Below are 19,751 nucleotides of genomic sequence, written 5' to 3'. Positions count from 1 at the left end.
TTGTATATGTCGATTTGGGCGATCGGTTTGGTCGTGGTCTCTGCATTGCTTCACGCTGGGTGGAATTTGATCAGCAAAAGCAATAAATCTTCTGGTACGGCATTTTTCTTAGCGAGTAGTGTTTCCGCATCTATTGTATTGGCGCCATTTGTTGTTTGGTACTTAAGCCAAGTAGGGCCTACTAATTTGCCTTCGATCTTTTGGTTGATACTTTGTGCCAGTGGGGTCGCTCAGGTTATTTACTTGATTGGTTTAGGGCATGCCTACAAGCATGGTGATATTGGAGTTATCTACCCTGTGGCGAGAGCTCTACCTGTATTGATGGTTGGAGTTGGAACAGCGTTACTTGGTCAATCATTACCTCTAACTGCATGGCTAGGGTTTATATTGATCACCTTAGGATGCTTATTTGTTCCACTTTCTTCATTCAAACAGGTGCGACTTTCAGATTACCTCTCTATTGGCGTCGTTTGGGCGGTGATTGCAGCAGTTGGCACTACCGGCTATTCGATACTAGATAAAGAAGCACTTAGAATTATTGACGTTCCTTTGCCTAATAACATTACCAGCCTCCATTCTGCAGTGTTCTATCTTGGCATTCAGTTCTGGGTCATTGCCTTGGTTATTGGACTATATATTTTAGCGACACGCCAGTGGCAAGTTGTGCAACAAGCATGGGAAATCAAGAAGCCTTCTGCGATTGCAGGAACAATGATGCTTACGACTTATGGATTGGTTCTGTATGCGATGACGATGACCAGTAACGTGAGCTATGTGGTGGCACTTCGTCAGTTGAGCATTGTCTTCGGCTTAGTGATGGGGGTGATGCTCTTAGGAGAAAAGTTTTCAATTACCCGTTCAGTAGGTACTTTGCTTATCTTCGCGGGGCTTGTATTGACTGTAATTTAGGGTGACAGAAGATAAAGTCAAAAAACTATTATGATATTTTTCATCCAGTATATAATTATTTGCTCTAACAAAATTAGTTAGAGGATCTTTCTTTGTTTGTGACTCAAAGTAATAAGTTGATGATTTATATCATCTATATAATCTAAGCATTTTATACGCCACTAATTCCTTACTTTTTTTATTACTTTGCTTTTTTCCTTTATTTCAAAAAAATTGAATAACAAGTGCAATTAATTCTAATTCATTAAGGTCTTATTGTTCGTACCATATAGGTATTCGAGCGGTGGAGTATAGCTCGACTTTATATAGCTTCGCAGTTGCGAAGTGGTAAGGTAACTAAGGAGTCAGTTATGATTAAGGTAACGAGTTTAGCAAGCGTAATGTTGTTTAGTTCTGTAGCAGTAGCTGGTTTGGGTGGCGCGTCTCAGACCATTATCAGCAGTGAGTCAATGAATGGTGAGGCTGTTGGGTCAAGAGATGCAGCTCTAGCCGCGGGCAAAACCATGATCATGGAGATCAACGAAAAGTCTCCGTATGAGTTGAGTCGTTCAGTACACTATTCATCAAACAATCAAGTAGACGTTAATTCATTCGAAGTGCGTAATTCACATGTTACGGTAAATGAAATAGTAACGAGTGATGGTAATATCGCTTACCAACCGGTTATTAATGTAAGCTATGAATATAAAGCTCGCGATCGTGACTAAATGTATTTAAGTTTTTGCTAGCAATTAAATAAAAAACCCGAGCATCGGCTCGGGTTTTCTATTAAGTGAAGATTAGCTTTCTGCTTCGACTAATTCTGGTTGCTCTTCTTTACGAGCAGCTTCCAGCATCTTACGAATGATGACTGAAGAGATAAGTGCGATAGCGACCATAACCACTGCGAGTACTGTTAGCAGTTGGAAGTAATCACCGTAAACAGTTTGAACAACTTCTTGTGTAATTTCTTGGCCTTTTTCTAGCGCGATAGAAGTCGAGAATACTGCACCTACAATACCACTTAGAGCCATTGCTACTGAAAACAGTGAAACAGAGAAACCTTCAATGTGTTTAGGCGTTACAGATAGAATGAATGCTACGACTAAGCTACCTACAATCACTTCTGCAAACGCTTGGAAGAAGTGAATCGCTAGGAAGATTTCTGGGCGAATTACCACATCTTCACCAATGTTCATCACTGCCATGGTCAGGATACCAAAAGCAATCGCAGTGAAGATGAATGCAAAACCGATCTTTGTCGCAGTCGAGAAGTTGATGCCTTTCTTTTCTAGTGAAGAGAAAGTCATTGCGATAACTGGACCAGCAACGATACACCAAAGAGGGTTCATAGCCATCGACGCTTCTGGTGCAATAGGGATGAGGTTAAACAGATCACCACGCATTGTGTTGATAGTTACCATCGTCATTGATGTCATCATTTGACCGTAGTATACAAAGAAGCACGTTGTTAATACTGTCATGATAAGAATCGTGCCCATTTTTAGCGCATCTGATTTACCTGACTTAACCATCAATGAAATGAAGTACAAGATCGCTGCTGCACCAATCGCATATACAATGTTTTGGCCAATATCCATGTTAGAGAACATGAAGAAAACCAGTCCAACCATTGCTGCTGACAGACCAAGGAAGGCAATCCAGTTTTTAGTACTTACAGCGTTCTTATCGATGTCAGCACCGACACTCACTAGCTGCTTGTTAAAGATGATAAGTACAGCGAAAGCAAACGCTGCCATTACAGCTGATAGTGTAAAGCTGCCGTGGAAACCAATCACTAATACAAACATAGGGAATAGGTATTGGCCTAATAGTGCGCCTACGTTGTTTACCGAGTAGTTTACAGGGTAACCGTTTTCAAAATCTTCTTCTGTTGCAAAAGTGCGCTTATAAAGACTTGGGTAAGAAGGAGACATCAAACCGCGAGCGTAACTTGCCAAAGCGATACCAACCAGAGCCATAGGAACGTTAGTTGCTGAAGCACCTAGAACCAGTAATGTGTAGCCCGTTGCGAATGTACCGTAGGCAATAGTTAAAGAACGGTAGGCACCAAGGAACTTATCTGCTATAAAACCGCCGGCAATCGCAAACAGTGGTCCAATTGAAGAGAAGGCGCCGACAACCATCATGGTATCCGCTTCACTATACCCAAGATCTTCTAAGAAGAAACGGGTCAATATAACCATCACACCATAGAATGATAAGCCAAACATTGCTTGGCAGAACATCATTGATTTATTGAGTTTATTCCACATAATAGTCTCATTTTGTTGGTATAACACAGAATTAACATCTGTTTATGTTATCGGTTCTGGTATGTTATAAATTGAAACAATTATCGCAGAATTCATCATTGATGCACGATTTTTTCTCAAATTCGCATAAATTTTTATAATGAACTTGATCCAAAACGTTTGCGTTGGATATTTGTTTAAACAAATGCTGACAAAACTCCTCTGCAAATAGATTTTTGAGCAGCTATCTTTGTGGTAGCCTCTCGAATCGCAGTACAAAATGTGTAAGGAATGTAACGCAATGAAGATTTTCAGTAATTTCGATAGTGGTAGCATTGAAGTTGTCAGTATTGAAAATAAAGATGCCATCCAACTTAAGATTCCAAATGACAATCAATCAGAGTTCTATCAGTGGTTTCACTTTCGTTTAGAAACCGAGGCTGAGCAGTCTCATACGATCTCAATTGTTGACTTGAAAGGTTCAGCATACCCAGAAGGGTGGAAAGGGTACGATGTAGTTGCATCTTATGATCGTGAAGAGTGGTTCCGAATTCCTGCTGAGTTTGATGGCGATGAGCTGACTTTTACTGTGATCCCTGAACGTGGTTCAATCTACTTCGCTTACTTCGCACCTTATACTTATGACCGCCACCTTGATCTTCTACATATGGCGCAAGCGTCTCACCATTGCCAATTAGAAACGCTGGGCCATACACTTGATGGTAATGATATGAGTCTTCTTAAGTTTGGTGAAGAGGAAGAAGGCAAGAAGAAAATCTGGTTGATCGCTCGTCAGCACCCAGGTGAAACCATGGCAGAATGGTTTATGGAAGGTCTAATTCAACGCTTGTTGGATGAAGATGATGTCACGGCACGTGCGTTGTTAGAAAATGCAGTCCTTTACGTTGTACCGAACATGAACCCAGATGGTGGTATTCGTGGTCACTTACGCTGTAATGCGATTGGTGTGAATTTGAACCGCGAATGGCAGACGCCTTCAATGGAGCGAAGCCCTGAAGTGTTCTTGGTCCGTGAGCGTATGCTAGAAACTGGCGTTGATATGTTCTTAGATATCCATGGTGATGAAGCTATTCCATACAATTTTGCAGCAGGTTCTGAAGGTATTCCGTCGTATGATGAGCGTTTAGCTAACTTAGAAAATGCGTTCAAACAGGCACTACATACAGTGACGCCTGAATTCCAAGATGAGCATGGCTATGACAAAGATGAGCCAGGCAAAGCGAATTTAACCGTTGGCTCTAATTGGGTAGGCGAGCAATTCAATTGTCTGTCTTACACGATTGAAATGCCGTTTAAAGACAACAATGATTATCCTGATCCACTTTACGGTTGGTCGCCAGAACGCAGTGTCAAATTTGGCCACGATATGCTTGCAGCAACGTTGGCTGTTGTTGATAAGGTTTAAGAGTCTCAACAATAAAAGTGCAGGGTTAAACCTGCACTTTTTGTATACGTTGGGATTATGCTGATTGTCGTTATTGAATTGTATCAGTGAGCTTGTAATCAGGACCAGCGGTATTGGCCGTAATTACTGATAGTCGAGAGACGTCGGCACCGACATCCTGGTATTGAGTAAATGATCCTAATTGCTCAAACCGCGGCAGTTTTGCACTGTAGTTGCCGATTTGCTCTGAGTGCGTGACGGTTCCTAGATAAGTGTCATTGCCATAACTTGGGCCAACCAGTGGGTGGTCAGCTGTAGCGCGAACACTGACAAATTGAGGCGATTGGGTGTTATCGACGATATTCTGATCGAATTTGATATCGACGCCTGTGTAGATGGTTTCTACTTCGCTGTTGTCAAATAGGCTCACACGGTGAGTCTGGTTGCCGTAGACAATTCCCCATTCTGTATCAACAAGGGTGTTGTTGCGAATGGTGACGTTCTTAGGTGTCCATTGCTTGTTGAGTTCTTTTCCTTTTACTGATTGGTCTAGCGTCTCGCCGTTTGCCACATCAATAATACCTGTGTTGATAACGATGCCGCCACGGAGATCCGCATTTCCTTCGATCTTACCATCTCGACCGCGCGTGCCAGTGATGTAGTTATTCTCAATCACGTGGTCTTCATCATAAATACGCATACCGCCAGTCAGGAGCTTTTCGTTACCCAGAATGACGTTGTCACTGACAGTATTCGCTTTACCGTGACGAAGCGAAATCAGCGACGCACTTTCAAATATGGTGTTGCCAGAGATCTCGTTGCCACCTGATTTAATCGAAATGAGCTCGCGTTCGCCATCCATATCAATCATCAGGTTGTTGGTGAACTTAGAGTTGGACTCCCATTGAGAAGACTTTGAATCACCAATTCTAATCGCTTCCCAACTGTTGCCGTTGTAACGGATCGCTTCTTTGATATCGAATTCATTGAATTGGTTCGGCTTTTGATCAAGGAAGATGTTGTTTGCGATAAGGTGATTGTCTGGCGTGTCATCTTTCTGCACACCAATCAAGGTGCCGCGCTTTTGCTTGCCTTCAAAACGATTGTTGAGCACTTTGCCATCTTTCCCCCATAGCGAAACCCAAAGGTATTTAGGGTACTCAGCACGACGTTCATCCGGGAGGTACTCGTAATCATGGTTAAAGTAGTAGAAGGTAGAGTTAGACAGAACGTTGCGATCGCCCATCATTCTGACTCCACCAAAACGCTCAGCAGGGCCGCCTTCAGTAAAAACTAAGCTGTCTAGGGTAATGTCGTCACCCGTCAGTTTTAGTTGCACTAGGCCCGTTAACCAAACCGCTCCTGCTTGCTCTGCTTGTATCGTGATGTTGTTTGCACTGACTTCAACGACGCCCAAGTTGTTGTACTTACCGTTTGGGATGGTAATTGTAGCGCCATCTTCCGCGTTCTCTAACTCGCTCTTTAGCGCTTGGACAGCAGTATCATCGACCACTTTGAGGTTCTCGCCAGACACAGTGCTCAGACGGTCGGTTGCAAGTAGGTAGTCACGAGTAATATCACTTGCTTGAACCTCAGTCGCTTGAGTAAAAGCAGGCTCTTGGGGTGAAGAAGCCGTTGAACATCCAGAAAGGGCAACAACGGATAAGGAAGCAGCGATAACGCTAGATATAAGGGTTTTATTCATAATGGAGTTCTTATTATTAACAGTGGAAATCACAAATAAAAAGCGGCTGCGTGAACAGCCGCGTAGGGTAGGCGAGGTTAGTTTTGAACGACCTCTTTGTTGTTATTCTTTTCTTCGACACTCTCATCGACTGCTTTGACTAGCAGCAAGCCAACAGCGAGGACAATGGCACCACAGAGCACGAAGATCATGCGTCCCCATAGTGGGTTTGGCAGTAGGAACATCGCCATGACGCCCACACCCGCGACAGATATGAGTGAACCCAACATACGGCGCTGCTTGTTATCCAGCTTCTTCTGCTCTGTAGATTCAGCGACGAGTGGAGTAGCAAGGTTTTCGAAGAACTTATCAACGTTCTTCTGACGCTCTTCAGACAATGGCTTGTAGAACAACGTTGATAGTAGGAAGAATCCGCCAGTAAAGACTAGGTGACCAATTAGACCAATAGCGACTTTTAGATCTGACCATTCACGGCCTGTTAACGGTTCTAGATTGAACCAGTTTTGTACCATTTCTGGTGTAATAACGAAGCCAACGAAGTAAGAGACAATGCCACCAACGACGAGGGTTCCCCAGCCAGCCCAGTCAGGTGTTTTCTTAATAAAGAAGCCACAGAATGCTGGAATGGTCATTGGGAAGCCAATGAGAGCGCCAACGTACATCATGGTGTCAAATAGGCTCAGGCCTTTTAACGAGTTGATAAACAGTGCAACTAGGATGATTGAAATACCAAAGAACGTAGACGTCAGTTTAGACACAACTACCAGCTCTTTTTCAGTGGCATTTGGACGTAGGATTGGTTCGTAGAAGTTTTTAACAAAAATACCTGAGTTACGGTTAAGACCAGAATCCATTGATGACATGGTGGCTGCGAACATCGCTGCAATCAGTAGACCGACCATACCTGCAGGCATGTACTCTTGAACAAAGTAGAGGTAAGCAAAGTCACCCGCTTTAGATCCCGCATCTGGGTACTGAGCGGCTAGGTCAACACCTTGACCCGCAATGAACCATGATGGCATAAACCAAATCAGAGGGCCCATTGTCATTAGTACACAAGCGAGCAGCGCGGCTTTCTTGGCGTTTTTCGAGTCTTTTGCCGCTAGGTAACGGTATGAGTTAAGCATGTTATTGGTGATGCTGAACTGTTTGAAAAAGATAAAGAATGCCCAAATACCGAAAATACTGAGGTAGTTAAGATTGTTGCCTGAAACAAACGATGCCCCTTCTTGTACCGGGAAATTATTCACGATTTCGCCAACGCCACCGCCTTGAATAATGGCTACCACGGCACAAGTTACCGTTACTGCCATGATGATGACCATCTGCATGAAGTCAGAGGCGATAACAGCCCACGAGCCACCTGTTACCGACATTACCAACACCACAAGACCTGTGATAATAATGGTCGTTGTCATATCAAAGCCGAAGATGCCTGATGCAATAATGGCAAGGCCATTTAGCCAAATACCGGCAGAGATAACGCTGTTTGGCATACCAGACCACGTAAATACCTGTTCGTTGAATTTACCAAAACGCATTCGAATCGCTTCAATGACCGTCACGACGCGTAGTTGGCGGAATTTAGGAGCAAAGTAGAGGTAGTTCATGAGGTAGCCAAAGGCATTGGCTAAGAAAATAACGGCAACAGCGAAACCATCGGCATAGGCTTTACCCGCTGCTCCAGTAAAGGTCCACGCACTAAACTGAGTCATAAAAGCGGTTGCGCCAACCATCCACCAAAGCATGCTACCGCCGCCTCGAAAATAGTCACTAGTTGTACTGGTAAACGTTCTGAACATCCAACCTATTGCAATAAGAAATAGAAAGTAGATGCCTACAATAAGAGTATTGAGTTCCATCTTTAGACCTTTGATAGTTTTGTTATGTCTTCGAGTCCATAGTAACTATCGATATTCTTATTTGTAGTACAATAACTCAAAATCGTGACGGGTGTTTTAGTTGATGGGATATTAATAATCATACAAGTGATCAATATCTAAAATTGCCCAACTGGTTATGTATCGCACCAATTTTGACCAAAAAAACATCTTAAACCGTTGTTTTGGGCATTGCTCTGTACCAAGTATTAATATAATGAACGAATTTAAAGAGAATTCATTACGGAGCATGATGGAACTTATTGTAAACTTTGATGTGTTTTTAATGGGCATTTGTGTGATTTATGGTGGGGGATAAAAAACGTTCATGCGAGCCTGCCACGCATGAACGTCAACGGTATAGGTAACCGGCCGAGTAATCCTTCTCAGCAATTATAATTATACGTTTTTGAGGACTAGAATTTTGTAGCGTCTAAGATGCTGCCTTTAATCTCGACTTCATTGCACTAATCTTGCCAGTAAATGCAGCAACAGAAATTTTGTTTCCAAATCATTATTTACGCTCACTAGTTCTCATGGTGTCCTATAGATGGCTGGCTTCATTATCACGGTAACAAGTTAGATAGCTCCTATTCTACGAGTGATCCACACTGTTAACCAATATCTGAACGTTTAAATAATAATGTATTACAAATATGTGTGATATGTTAGGTTTATAAATTTATGGCTCGGCGCACATTTTTTGAACTAAAATTAATCTCGATTTTTAAGGTTATTGTTATAAAACAGTAATTTATGATCATTTTCAATGCTGAAGTAAATTCCTGAACTGGACTTGAAAGATGTATTTTGATCTATTTCACAGAAAGTTAATAAGGTCGTTAGTAATCTATTTGTATTATTTTAATTCAAAATAAAAGGCGGATGACAATGACCCCCTTACGACCTCTACACCTTGCTACTTGCCTCTGTACCCTTCTGTTTGGTGCGAATACCCTTGCTGCTAATTTCGTATTTTTAGATGAAGCGACACTCAAGGAGAACCGTTCGATAGTGCAGTCAACCGAAGCAACCAAGTCAATGACCGAAGCTTATGAGCGCTTAATAGAAGAAGCTGAGCTTGCAATGAATGACGGTCCTTTTACTGTCACTGATAAAGGTATGACACCACCAAGCGGGAGCAAAAATGACTATATGAGTATCAGCCCTTATTGGTGGCCGGATGAAACAAAGTCAGACGGCCTTCCATGGGTTCGTTACGACGGGAAAACAAACCCAGCGTCAAAAACCGCAGAGACAGACTCTAAGCGTATTGGCCACTTTACCCGATCAGTCAGGGCGCTAGCGTTGGCGTATTACTTTAGCCAAGACGAGAAATACGTACGGCAAGGTATAGAGTATGTGCGTACTTGGTTTATCAATGACGAAACGAAGATGAACCCGAATGTTAATTACGGACAAGGTGTTCCAGGACGAGCTGAAGGACGTCGTGGTGGGATTATTGATACTCGTACACTCGCTGATCGTATGTTGGACTCCATTGCAATTTTATCTCTTTCACCTTTGTGGACAGATACTGACGATACAAAAATCACCCAATGGTATAGCGATTATTTAGATTGGCTAATCGTAGATGACTTATCTGGTGGTCCTAAAGGTGAAGCGTATGCCGAGAACAATCATGGCACTTGGTACGATTTTCAAGTAGCAAGCATCGCTTACTTTTTAGGTAATGAAACTCTTGCGAAGCAGATGGTGCAAAAAGGCAAAATGCGTGTGGATACACAGTTTGAAAAAGACGGTTCTCAACCACATGAAATCGAACGTACACGTGCGTACCACTACCACTACTTCAGTTTAGATCCTTTAGTCGGTATGGCTCAAATTGGTGACAAGGTAGGTATTGACCTGTGGAACTACGAAAATAAAAAAGGGGGATCACTAGCACAAGGTATACAGCTAATGGCGACTTACCAAGATCCAGAATCAGCATGGCCGTACACGGCAAAAGATAACCCTCGTCGTGTTGAACGAATGACACCTATTTATCTAAAAGCGGGTGTAGCGATGGAAAAACCGGAATGGATTCAACTTGCAACAGACACGGATTTTAGTCGCTTCACAGTGAAGAAAAACCTAGCTGAAGTCTGGGCGCAGCGCGATATCGAATTGCTTTACCCAAAACTATAAGCCCAACTAAGCGGTATCAATTAAATGACTTTCGATACCGTTGTCATTGACAATTTTAATTACAGTGGAACAACCTTATGAAAACAAGAAACCAAATAGCTTTAGCCATCGCTGCAACCCTTTTTGCTGGTTCAATCTCTGCAGCATCTCTAGACTTTCGTGAAGAGTACAAACATGACTCTGAGGATTGGGCTGGTCGAATAAAAATTGGTGGTAATACGGGTAACCATTTTTATGGCGTAGAGATGAAGCACACGGGGAATTTGAGCGAATTACAGCGTGGTGATAGTGAATTTGAGTACGGATACAATTTCAAATTGGATGATAACTGGCGTATCACTACTTCAATGCCAATTACATTTGGCAATGAGGCTGTAACTTACAAGCCACAAGTCCGAGTCCAGTACAAATTTGACTCAGGTATCACAACAAAGCTCCGCTACCGTCATGAATTCCGAAATTATGCTGATGGAAAAACGTCAACGGGCTTAGATGGCCAGCAGCATGATTCTCTGAACGCAGGTAAGATCACCGGTAACATCGAGTACAACTGGAATGCTTGGCAATTTGGCTTAGAGGGTAACTACAAAGAAGACTTCTTTAGTGATGAGTGGAAATTGGGTAATCGTGACGGTAAATATGAGTGGGATTACAACATGAAAATTGGCTACAAAGCGGAGGGTTGGGATTGGCGTCCATACGTTGAGTTTGGCAACGTACAGTGCAATAGTTCATGTGATGACAGCTCATCTCGCCAGCTGCGTAGTCGTATTGGTGTGACTTACAGCTTCTAAAGAATGTGCTACTGTCCATCTAAAAAGCCAGCAACCTGCTGGCTTTTTTATGCTTCTAGTGACTTAGTCGATAGAGCAAGCCAATGGTGACTGCTTTGTTAGAGGTTAGTCTTGCTTCTTGAGCGAGCAGTAGTTCTGCCGTTGCTACCGCATCCATTAAGGCATTGTGCTCAATATATTCGGGCAGTTGGTAGCGTTTTCTGGTTGCTCCAAGTGATACATCAAGATCTTGATGGTTATTGATAGCGCGCGCTAATTTCTTTTCGATACATAGCGTATCAAACCACATCAAGGGAACGGCATTAAGTTGAAAGCGATAAGAGAGGTAGCGTTGAATAAAGCTATTTTCCACTGAGCAAGAATGGGCGACCAATACTTTGTTTTGTGCTACTTGAAACAGTGCTTTCATTGCTTCGTGTATTGAGATCCCACCTTCCAGCATTTGAGGCGTGATATGGTTGATAACAGCCGTTTCTGGTTTTATCTGCGATTCATTACTGAGGTAAAAATGCTGCGCTGTACTCAAATCAATCACGCCGTTAGATACTTCAACCCAGCCCATTGACAGGATCAGATCAGATTCAACATCTAACCCCGTTGTTTCAAAGTCTAGTACCAAATAGTCCAAGCCTTTAGCGTCAGCTTCTACGACTATTGGCTCTAGGTCCAGTACACCACTGAGTTCTTTAGGCAAAGGAACTTGACCTTTGTAGTGCGCGCGTTTGCGATTAAATCTTGAGAGTGGGTGAAAAAAATCTCTGAACAATTTCATTAACGACTCCCAAATCTCACTTTCGCTGCTTCTTGAAGATCGGCAATGATCCTAAACGCATCTTTCAAGTGTTTGCGTTCAAAGCTACCAAAGTTATCTGGGTTGATGTGATTATCAGGCGTATTAGCACTCTTCAATGCTTCGAGCTGGTGGCTGAATCGGAACGACAGAATAAATTCGTAGGCGCCCAGAATGTTTTTAAACGCATCTTCGCTCAGCATACCTTTCTCATAAGCCGCTTTAAAGCGTTCATCAGTGGCAGAAACATCGGTTTCTACTGCTAAACCATAGATTCGAGCAAGGTCGATGATCAAGTTGATCGCATACTTTTTAACGTTGAGGGTCTTTTTATTTTCGCCTGACTTTTCTAGTACTAACTTGTTGAAGATCCCAAGCGGTGGATTCGTTGTTACCGCATCGTTCACAAGCATACTCAAGAACTCACGATTACTACGGATGCTCTTATGCAGAGCTTCTCTCAGTTGCTGTTCATAATCACTGACGCCAAAAACGGAGCGTATCTCTAGGAATACGCTGATATTCAGAAGGCGTTCATACTCAGGGTTTGCCACCCACTTTTTGTAGTAATGTTTCCAGACACTCAGTGTTTGACACCATTTTGGCGTCGCTGCCATGAATTTTCCGGGGCAGAGAGGGTAGTCGCAACTAGCGAGGCCGTTTGTTACCATCATCGCAAGGTGTTTAAAGTAGATACGGTCGTTTTCGGTCGCGTCATCAGCGAGCACGATCGCACTGTCTTGGTCAGACAGCATGTGAACTTCATTTCGCGCGTGTGAACCTGCAACGATCCAAGAAAAGTCGCAAGGTGGTGGCCCAAGTTTGTCGATGGCGATTTGGATAAGCCTTTTTGTGTAGGCATCCATAATCATCGTCATTACTTTACCTATCACCTCAGGCGCGACATTTCCCTCAACCAGAGCTTCAAATATGGCTTGACGTTCAGGCGTGAAGCTCGATAAGGACTTTACGCTACCGGCATACTTAATTTTCTCAATCAGAAAAATGGCTTGAACACGGTGGTTCTGAACAAGGTGAGTTGTGGTCAGCAGTCCCACTACATTGTTATCTTGCACCACTGGCAAGTTTCGAATGTTGGACTGCATCATGATTGATGCGGCATGAAGTACTAAATCGTCAGGCTTCACGGTTTGCGGTGAATGAGTCATCACGTCACGAATCGGACCATCGGTAGAAGCGCCAACTGCAATCACCCTTTTGGTCATATCTCGGTCTGTGATTAAGCCGACAATCTGATTGTCTTCATAGATCACGGCGCAAGGAGAGCGTTGTACTAGCATGGTATGAGCGACTTCCCGTATCGACAAATCTGAGGTGACAACTGCAACTCGGCCACTGGCCACTTCATCGACTCGTTTAATGAATAAGCCCTTCTCTTTGTTAGACCAAACAACGTCTAATGCTGACTTTAGTCGTACTTGGGCTTGCGACGCAAAGTGTTCTGCACATTCAGGAAACTCTTTGAATAAGGTCTGTAAAGCAGAGTGGGGAATGATGTAAAGCAAGGTACTTTCAATCGCAATTGCTTGGTATCCTTGCTCATCATTGATCTGCTTATCAAGGAAGGTAAAGCCAAATAGATCTTCTGGGCCGAGTCTAGCTCGAAGAACGCCATCGTTCTTACGCTGCTCCATCGAGCCTGTTCGAATCACATAGAGGGATTTCTCTTCAGGGTTTCTACATGGATTTACCGTCTCGCCCTTAGCTAGGTAAGTGATGTGAATATTCGACGCTAGTCGTCGCAAGTTAGATTCAGGTACTTTATCGAATGGATCAATTTGTCGAATAAACTGGACAATATTAGGCAGTAACGAATCACTCATAGTTAATCATGCGAAAGTATTTAATTGTATTATTATATACCTTGCGCGATTGAATGCATCAAAATTTGGTTGAACTATGTATTTGATACAAAAAACACGCTTTGAAAGCGTGCTTAGAGATTAAACAGCAGCGAGTCGGTGATTAGAATCAAGCAGGTGATTCGCTGATGCCTGACGGGCTTTTTCACTATTGCCAGCCATGATTGCATCGTAGATTTGACGGTGTTCTTTAATGCATGTGCTGCCCTCTTCTGAGGAGTGGGCGATGAAGTTCACAAACATAGTCGTCAAGATATTGCCAAACGGTAGGTAGAAGTCATTGCCTGTTGCATTGAAGATCAGGCTATGGAATTTTGTGTCCACTTCCATCCATTTGTCATGGTCAAATTCGTCAGCTTCCGCTACTTCAACCATTCTCTGGAACGTTTCTGAGAGCTCAATACGTTGCTCAGCAGTCGCAAACTTAGCGGCTAGAGCACACGCTTCTGGTTCAATAGCACGGCGCAAGCCAAGAAACTGGCTACAGAATTGATCAGTATCTGCGAGGCCATCCATCCACTCGATCAGTTGAGGGTCTAAAAAGTTCCAGTAAGCACGATTAATAACTCGGGTACCGACTTTAGGGCGAGACTCAAGCAATCCTTTTGAAGTCAGCAGCTTAACTGCTTCACGCAGTGCAGTGCGACTGACGCCAAATTGCTCACATAGATCCATTTCGCCAGGAAGAATAGAGCCTTGAGCTAGCTTGCCAGATAAGATGCCACGTGCGATTTCACGCGCTACTTGTACGTGAAGGCTACGCTTAGAGCCTGATATAGAGCTAAATGATCCAGTCATAATCTAACTTATAATTGATATGTATTATTTAATTGTAATTCTAGCACTTGGAGTATAGCGCACCAAGCACTCTTTTCTTAAAGCAAATAGTGTTTCACAAACTTAGTGTCGCGATTTTTAATAAAACGGCATTCCTCGCCAAACCATACATAGACTGAAAGACTTAGAGTGACAATCATTGAGAACAAAAACAAGAACAGAGCAAAATAATTCAGATTCAATCAGGTGAATACTGGAATATGAGATCTGACCGCTTGTTATTTAAATGTGGTATTGTATTATTTATATGGTGTCAGCTTATAGGAGCCAATTATGGCCACGTTTTCGTTGGTAGAAAACTCCAGTCGCAAGATTCATGTTCAAGTAGCACGAGAATTAGCACGTAAGATATTGTCGAAAGAGATCGCAGAGTTAGGAAAGCTACCTAGTGAACTTGAACTATGTGAAGTATTCGGAGTAAGCCGAACTGCACTTAGAGAATCGACCAAGTTGCTCTCGGCAAAAGGACTTATAGAGTCTAAACCTAAAGTTGGTACGACGGTGAGACCTCGTCAACATTGGCATTTTCTTGATCCCCAATTGTTAGAGTGGATTCAAGACCTCGATGATACCAAACCATTTTTGGGGCAGTTTCTTGGGTTACGTAAAGCGATTGAGCCCGAGGCATGCGCGTTAGCGGCTACACACGCAACTGCGAGTCAGCGAAAGTCCCTTTCAGTGATTTTTCAGGCAATGAGTAGTGCGGCGCAAAGCTATGATTATCAAGCATGGATAGAAAATGATCACTTGTTCCATCAGACCATCTTTCTTTGTACAGGGAATCAGTTTTACATTCCGTTCAGCAATATTTTATCGACCATCTTTAAACAGTTCATTGATGAGTCTGCTGAGGGCGGTCGTTTTTGCTTAGAAGAGCACCAACGTATTTACAATGCCATCATGGCCGGTGACCCAAGTGAAGCGCGGATTGCTTCTCAAATATTGCTTGATGATGAGAATCAAAAGTTAGCGTTAGTGGCGAACGGTTAAGCGTTTGTTTTGCTTAAATACACCCAAATCGGAAGGCTTTGTTAACTGAGCCTTCTTTTGAAACACCCCAATAAGTTCACTATGTCCTCAACGCCGTATGTAAGAAAAAACCTTTCGCTCGCTTGGCCGTTGGCACTGAATGCACTTTTGATGCAATCAATGCTGATGATCGACACGTTCTTAGTCTCTCCATTAGGTGAAATTTCCCTTGCTGCAATGGGGATCGCCTCTACGATAGTCGCCTTTGTTTTGGGTGTGCAAATAGCCCTAGCCAATGGTTCTCAATTGGTATTAAGCCGTGCATTTGGCTCTTCCAACAGTGACAGTTTAAACCGAGGCTTTTGGGCGGGGCTATCAATTAACTTGGCGATTGCGCTGCTGTTCTGGATTGCGCTCTCAATCGGGGGGACATCGCTCATCGTCTTGCTCACTGATGAGCCTTCACTTATCGTTGAAACTGAGCGTTATCTCGCTGTTGCTAAATACATCATCTTGTTCAATGCAACAACGCAAGTGATGATCGCACTGTTCAATGCTCTAGGTCGAACTAAGGTACCGTTTAAAGGTTACTTGATTGAGCTCCCTGTCAATGTTGTCGCATCGTATGCGTTGATTCATGGAGTGATGGGTTACTCGGGCATAGGTGTTGAGGGCGCGGCTGTGGGCAGTTTGGTTGCGATTAGCGTTCGATTCATCTTCTTATCACTGTGCATCAAGATGACGTCATCATTGATGCTGGACTTCCGACGCTTAGACGCATCATTGAAGAGCAACGTCAAAAATCACTTCAAAGAGATATTTCCTGTTGCCGCTAATGTCACCATGCTTCAAGCAGGGGCGACTATCTATATGTTGATCTTCTCTCAGCTGACGCTTTACGCCTATGTAGCGATGACGATTGTGATGCCGTGGATCAAAATGGGTACTCAATTTATTACTGCTTGGGCGCACTCGTCAGCTATCACAATCAGCCAAGCGATTGGTTCGCGTCAACTTGATGATTTAAGAAAAAATGTTGATGTGAGCATTGATATGGCCGTAATTATGTCGATGGTATCGGCGTTGTTCTTTTTTATCTTGAGCTGGTTTTTACCAGAGCTTTACCCTGAGTTAGAAGCAGATACTTATCAAGCCCTTGCTGTGATTGCACCACTGTATATCTTCCTCCCGATTGTTAGGGGTTATAATACGGTGCATGGGCATGTTCTTCGAGCACTCGGTAAGACAACGGCGGTATTTAAAATAAACTTCACTGGTCAATGGGTGGTGTCATTGCCACTGTGTGCGTTAGTTGTCATTGGGCTTGATGCTTCTATATTCTGGGCGTTTGCGATTCTGCCGTTTGAAGAGATGGTCAAAGCACTGCCGTTTAGACATCTAGCCAGAAAGTCACTCAACGAATTTGACCTCACTAAAGCAGATAAGCTGATGTATGACTAACCGCTGATTTGCAGCCCTCACTGTGAGGGCTTCATTGTTTCTATGGTTCGCTTAGAACTCTCTGTTTCTCCCACTGATCCTCTATTACGTAAAAGTTCGTAAATAGCTGAGTAGAAAAGGCTGTTGCGTTTGACACGATTCGTTCAGCTGATTAGTTTTTAATGTTAGTTATTTATGAATGAAACGAGATAGATGGACTCAATTACTCAAGCTGCCTTAGGAGCGACAGTCGCAGGGGCAATCGCAGGCAAGAAGTGCAATGCTAGAGTGCTTTTAATGGGCGCAGCCTTAGGTACATTGCCGGACTTGGATGTCATACTGGATTATGGCGATGCCGTTGAAAACACTATTAAGCACCGTGGTTTTACTCACTCGTTGCTCGTTTTACCTCCTTTTGCATTGTTGATTTCGTGGCTCTATTGCAGCTTACGTCCTGATTCATTTTGGACACTTTCGCGGGTGTTTTTCCTCACTGCCAGTGTGTTCGTGACTCATACTCTGTTGGATGCGATGACCACTTACGGCACTCAATTGATCTGGCCATTTGAGGGCTACTTTGAGTTGAGGAACGTGTTCATTATCGATCCTCTCTATACGTTGCCTCTTTTGATCGCGATAGGTGTCGCTCTGTTTGCGAAAAGCAGCGGCGGGCGTTGGTGTCAAAGTGTAGTGCTGATTTCAACTTTATATTTAGGGTGGGGGTATGCGTCTCAACAGATGATCGCATCCAGAGTTGAACAGAATTTGACTACACAAAATCTGCCAAACCAACAAGTTTTAATTACGCCAACGCCTTTTAATACGTTGCTATGGCGTGTTGTTGTTATGGATGAGGGTAAGTATTGGGAAGGTTTAGCTTCTGTGCTAGATGGTAGCGATAACATTGATTTTGTTTCATACCCACTGGGAATTTGGCCGTTAGATGAGAAACCAACCACATTGAAAGGGTTACAGGCCTTTTCTCATGACTACCTTAATTACCGAGTTGAAGATGACACACTGATTGTCTCAGATCTTCGATTAGGTATGGCTAACAATCTTTCGTTTGAGTTTATCTTTGCAGAAAAGAGTGAAAGTGGAGAGTGGAAACTGTTGGACTCTACACAGCGTTATCCGAGTGAACGCAGCTTTGAGTTAATGGGGAAACTTTGGGAAAGGCTAAAAGGTGATCAAAGTATCGATGCGAACCTACAGCCAATTCAAACCAACGTAAGCTCATAAGCCTACATCGAAGTAAGAAAAGCCGAGCAAGGTGCTCGGCTTTTGTTTTAAGGTATTATTTTCACTTGATTAAGGGAAGTTGTACCCAATGTGTGAATTGGTTAGGTAGTAAAAAGTGGCTTGAACATAATCTGTAGGATCACCCGAGTTGTTTTGGTTATAGACACCAGCTTTGAAGTACATATACTGACCGCCAACATCGTAACCACTTGTACCCATATTGACTGTTTGGGTAACATCTTCATGATCATCACGTTTGATCGTTACGATAAGCTGGTTGCCCTGAACTTTTATCTGATAGAAAAACAGTTCGTTCAAAGCGATGCCATCTGTCGGCTCTGGGGCGTTACTCGCTGAGCTACCAATCAAATTGATGAACTGTTCAGGATTAGAGGAGGCGTCTCCATTAGGTTCATGGGCAAAGTAAAGTGACCCTTTGTTATGACCTGGAAGTAAGCGGTAGTAAAGTCGGATCGGCTCGTCATTATTCGCATGGATTTGACCTACAATGACACGTCCTATTTGATTCGTATCACCTGTTGAAGTTACTGCGTTCACCGCGAGTGTTGCCTCTAGAACACCATCAACGCCACCAGAGATATTTTGTTCACTGCTTGGTGCGCTAGAGAACACCCAGTTGTTTTTTGAAATCCCTTTGGTCGATACACTTGTGTCGCCGCGTCTTAACATTTCACGCATTTCTGAGCGAGTATATTTAGTGTTACTTGAGGTTGTCGCCCCTTCTATTGGTGATACAAACACAAGCCCACCATCGTCTCCGGTGTAGAAGAACTCAGTGTTTACATAACCGTTAGATAACTCGTTTTCTTTAACCTCTTTCGCCTTGCCTGATGTATTCCCGTTTGCATCCACAGGTAAATCTAATTTCCAATCCAACAAGTCGAAATTACCTGATGGCGGAAGTGATGGATCAAGGTCGAAGGTAGGAAGTGAAGTGATTGGTGGCTCGACAATATTTGATGAGCTGAGTTGGAAAGTGTCAACGCGCCCTTCTGCTCCGCTGTATTCGCCGAAAATGACAACTTCAGTCTCTTCCCCAGAGTTGAATGTCACTTGTGCTTGTGCCCAATCTGAATTGGAGGTGGCTTTACTGTAGGTAGTATTGCCTACACGAGCACCAATATTTGCATCCGCAAGGATATAAGCACTGAGGGTATATTCAGTATTCTTTGTTACTGGAATAACTTGTTGAAGCCTTGCGCCTACCCCCTCAAATTTTGCAGATTTGGCACCGTCAAAAGCGACACCGGATACAGCTGTAGGATCAATTTCTGTCCAACCCGAGAAGTCCTGTTCAAAACTTGGGTTGATAATGTTGACTTGTGCTCCATGTACAGAAAGCGTTGTTAGTAAGAGTAAGCTCCCACCTAAACCTAATAAATTACCTTTCATTTTTTCTCCAAAATTTCTTGTAATTACCAATGACATTGTCCACATAATTTATTCAATCTTATGTTTCATGTAGTTAAATAACACAAATAAATCTGGTGT

General features: G+C 43.2%; 15 protein-coding genes. 8 read left to right on the top strand and 7 right to left on the bottom strand.

Translation table 11 applies throughout. From position 1 onward, the window contains the following. Window positions 1–6: 6 nt before the first annotated feature. Together AAFX28_RS02030 and AAFX28_RS02025 are read left to right on the top strand one after the other, a co-directional pair. Complete coding sequence (locus AAFX28_RS02030; RefSeq protein WP_408685171.1) at window positions 7–909, top strand: EamA family transporter; 903 nt, start codon at window positions 7–9, stop codon at window positions 907–909. Between the two features lie 350 nt (window positions 910–1,259). Beyond that, window positions 1,260–1,616: a DUF3316 domain-containing protein gene (locus tag AAFX28_RS02025; protein WP_408685169.1), complete on the top strand. Its 357-nt coding sequence runs from the start codon at window positions 1,260–1,262 to the stop codon at window positions 1,614–1,616. Window positions 1,617–1,688: 72 nt separating this feature from the next. Here AAFX28_RS02025 and AAFX28_RS02020 read toward each other — a convergent pair whose 3' ends face one another. Beyond that, the gene (locus AAFX28_RS02020; protein ID WP_408685167.1) at window positions 1,689–3,164 is read right to left on the bottom strand and encodes a peptide MFS transporter; all 1,476 of its coding nucleotides are present in this window, start codon (window positions 3,162–3,164) and stop codon (window positions 1,689–1,691) included. 280 nt (window positions 3,165–3,444) lie between these two features. Here AAFX28_RS02020 and AAFX28_RS02015 point away from each other — a divergent pair, with 280 nt between their 5' ends. Next, window positions 3,445–4,569: a M14-type cytosolic carboxypeptidase gene (locus AAFX28_RS02015; protein WP_408685165.1), complete on the top strand. Its 1,125-nt coding sequence runs from the start codon at window positions 3,445–3,447 to the stop codon at window positions 4,567–4,569. A gap of 70 nt (window positions 4,570–4,639) precedes the next feature. On the opposite strand, the gene AAFX28_RS02010 is transcribed toward AAFX28_RS02015, so the two are convergent. Then, window positions 4,640–6,253, bottom strand: a complete 1,614-nt coding sequence (locus AAFX28_RS02010; RefSeq protein ID WP_408685163.1) for a polysaccharide lyase 6 family protein — start codon at window positions 6,251–6,253, stop codon at window positions 4,640–4,642. 77 nt (window positions 6,254–6,330) lie between these two features. Continuing rightward, window positions 6,331–8,115, bottom strand: coding sequence for a sodium:solute symporter family protein (locus AAFX28_RS02005; RefSeq protein ID WP_171801395.1), 1,785 nt, complete (start codon window positions 8,113–8,115; stop codon window positions 6,331–6,333). Between the two features lie 909 nt (window positions 8,116–9,024). Between AAFX28_RS02005 and AAFX28_RS02000 the strand changes: the two genes are divergently transcribed. After that, window positions 9,025–10,284, top strand: coding sequence for an alginate lyase family protein (locus AAFX28_RS02000; RefSeq protein WP_408685161.1), 1,260 nt, complete (start codon window positions 9,025–9,027; stop codon window positions 10,282–10,284). Between the two features lie 77 nt (window positions 10,285–10,361). After that, window positions 10,362–11,078, top strand: coding sequence for an oligogalacturonate-specific porin KdgM family protein (locus tag AAFX28_RS01995; protein WP_408685159.1), 717 nt, complete (start codon window positions 10,362–10,364; stop codon window positions 11,076–11,078). Between the two features lie 55 nt (window positions 11,079–11,133). Here AAFX28_RS01995 and AAFX28_RS01990 read toward each other — a convergent pair whose 3' ends face one another. The 3 genes from AAFX28_RS01990 to AAFX28_RS01980 form a co-directional block, all read right to left on the bottom strand. Beyond that, the gene (locus AAFX28_RS01990; RefSeq protein WP_408685158.1) at window positions 11,134–11,850 is read right to left on the bottom strand and encodes an exonuclease domain-containing protein; all 717 of its coding nucleotides are present in this window, start codon (window positions 11,848–11,850) and stop codon (window positions 11,134–11,136) included. After that, the gene (locus tag AAFX28_RS01985) at window positions 11,850–13,712 is read right to left on the bottom strand and encodes a DUF294 nucleotidyltransferase-like domain-containing protein (RefSeq protein ID WP_408685156.1); all 1,863 of its coding nucleotides are present in this window, start codon (window positions 13,710–13,712) and stop codon (window positions 11,850–11,852) included. Before AAFX28_RS01985 ends, AAFX28_RS01990 begins: the two co-directional genes overlap by 1 nt. A gap of 120 nt (window positions 13,713–13,832) precedes the next feature. Continuing rightward, the gene (locus AAFX28_RS01980) at window positions 13,833–14,549 is read right to left on the bottom strand and encodes a FadR/GntR family transcriptional regulator (RefSeq protein ID WP_408685154.1); all 717 of its coding nucleotides are present in this window, start codon (window positions 14,547–14,549) and stop codon (window positions 13,833–13,835) included. 312 nt (window positions 14,550–14,861) lie between these two features. Between AAFX28_RS01980 and AAFX28_RS01975 the strand changes: the two genes are divergently transcribed. From AAFX28_RS01975 to AAFX28_RS01965, 3 genes are all read left to right on the top strand, one after another. After that, a complete protein-coding gene (locus AAFX28_RS01975) occupies window positions 14,862–15,578 on the top strand; it encodes a FadR/GntR family transcriptional regulator (RefSeq protein WP_408685152.1) in 717 nt (238 codons plus the stop codon). A gap of 81 nt (window positions 15,579–15,659) precedes the next feature. After that, window positions 15,660–17,018 carry an MATE family efflux transporter gene (locus tag AAFX28_RS01970; RefSeq protein ID WP_408685150.1) on the top strand — a complete coding sequence of 453 codons (1,359 nt, stop codon included), beginning with the start codon at window positions 15,660–15,662 and terminating at the stop codon, window positions 17,016–17,018. 192 nt (window positions 17,019–17,210) lie between these two features. Beyond that, window positions 17,211–18,239: a metal-dependent hydrolase gene (locus tag AAFX28_RS01965; RefSeq protein WP_408685148.1), complete on the top strand. Its 1,029-nt coding sequence runs from the start codon at window positions 17,211–17,213 to the stop codon at window positions 18,237–18,239. A 69-nt stretch (window positions 18,240–18,308) separates the two neighbouring features. Here the strand turns inward: AAFX28_RS01965 and AAFX28_RS01960 are convergent, their stop codons facing one another. Further along, window positions 18,309–19,652 carry a polysaccharide lyase family 7 protein gene (locus AAFX28_RS01960; protein ID WP_408685146.1) on the bottom strand — a complete coding sequence of 448 codons (1,344 nt, stop codon included), beginning with the start codon at window positions 19,650–19,652 and terminating at the stop codon, window positions 18,309–18,311. Window positions 19,653–19,751 lie beyond the last annotated feature (99 nt).

Origin of the sequence: Vibrio sp. TBV020 (assembly GCF_046056895.1) — a bacterium.
In the GTDB taxonomy this organism is placed as follows: Bacteria; Pseudomonadota; Gammaproteobacteria; order Enterobacterales; family Vibrionaceae; genus Vibrio.
The sequence above is the reverse complement of the archived record's forward strand: the minus strand, read 5'-3'. Positions and strand labels throughout refer to the sequence as shown.

What these genes read in the sequence shown, in the direction of transcription:
- AAFX28_RS02005 (WP_171801395.1), bottom strand. Translation starts at nt 8,115, where the DNA reads ATGGAACTCAATACTCTTATTGTAGGCATCTACTTTCTATTTCTTATT.
- AAFX28_RS01980 (WP_408685154.1), bottom strand. Translation starts at nt 14,549, where the DNA reads ATGACTGGATCATTTAGCTCTATATCAGGCTCTAAGCGTAGCCTTCAC.
- AAFX28_RS01990 (WP_408685158.1), bottom strand. Translation starts at nt 11,850, where the DNA reads ATGAAATTGTTCAGAGATTTTTTTCACCCACTCTCAAGATTTAATCGC.
- AAFX28_RS02010 (WP_408685163.1), bottom strand. Translation starts at nt 6,253, where the DNA reads ATGAATAAAACCCTTATATCTAGCGTTATCGCTGCTTCCTTATCCGTT.
- AAFX28_RS01995 (WP_408685159.1), top strand. Translation starts at nt 10,362, where the DNA reads ATGAAAACAAGAAACCAAATAGCTTTAGCCATCGCTGCAACCCTTTTT.
- AAFX28_RS02020 (WP_408685167.1), bottom strand. Translation starts at nt 3,164, where the DNA reads ATGTGGAATAAACTCAATAAATCAATGATGTTCTGCCAAGCAATGTTT.
- AAFX28_RS02025 (WP_408685169.1), top strand. Translation starts at nt 1,260, where the DNA reads ATGATTAAGGTAACGAGTTTAGCAAGCGTAATGTTGTTTAGTTCTGTA.
- AAFX28_RS02000 (WP_408685161.1), top strand. Translation starts at nt 9,025, where the DNA reads ATGACCCCCTTACGACCTCTACACCTTGCTACTTGCCTCTGTACCCTT.
- AAFX28_RS01970 (WP_408685150.1), top strand. Translation starts at nt 15,660, where the DNA reads ATGTCCTCAACGCCGTATGTAAGAAAAAACCTTTCGCTCGCTTGGCCG.
- AAFX28_RS01975 (WP_408685152.1), top strand. Translation starts at nt 14,862, where the DNA reads ATGGCCACGTTTTCGTTGGTAGAAAACTCCAGTCGCAAGATTCATGTT.
- AAFX28_RS01960 (WP_408685146.1), bottom strand. Translation starts at nt 19,652, where the DNA reads ATGAAAGGTAATTTATTAGGTTTAGGTGGGAGCTTACTCTTACTAACA.
- AAFX28_RS01985 (WP_408685156.1), bottom strand. Translation starts at nt 13,712, where the DNA reads ATGAGTGATTCGTTACTGCCTAATATTGTCCAGTTTATTCGACAAATT.
- AAFX28_RS02015 (WP_408685165.1), top strand. Translation starts at nt 3,445, where the DNA reads ATGAAGATTTTCAGTAATTTCGATAGTGGTAGCATTGAAGTTGTCAGT.
- AAFX28_RS01965 (WP_408685148.1), top strand. Translation starts at nt 17,211, where the DNA reads ATGGACTCAATTACTCAAGCTGCCTTAGGAGCGACAGTCGCAGGGGCA.
- AAFX28_RS02030 (WP_408685171.1), top strand. Translation starts at nt 7, where the DNA reads ATGTCGATTTGGGCGATCGGTTTGGTCGTGGTCTCTGCATTGCTTCAC.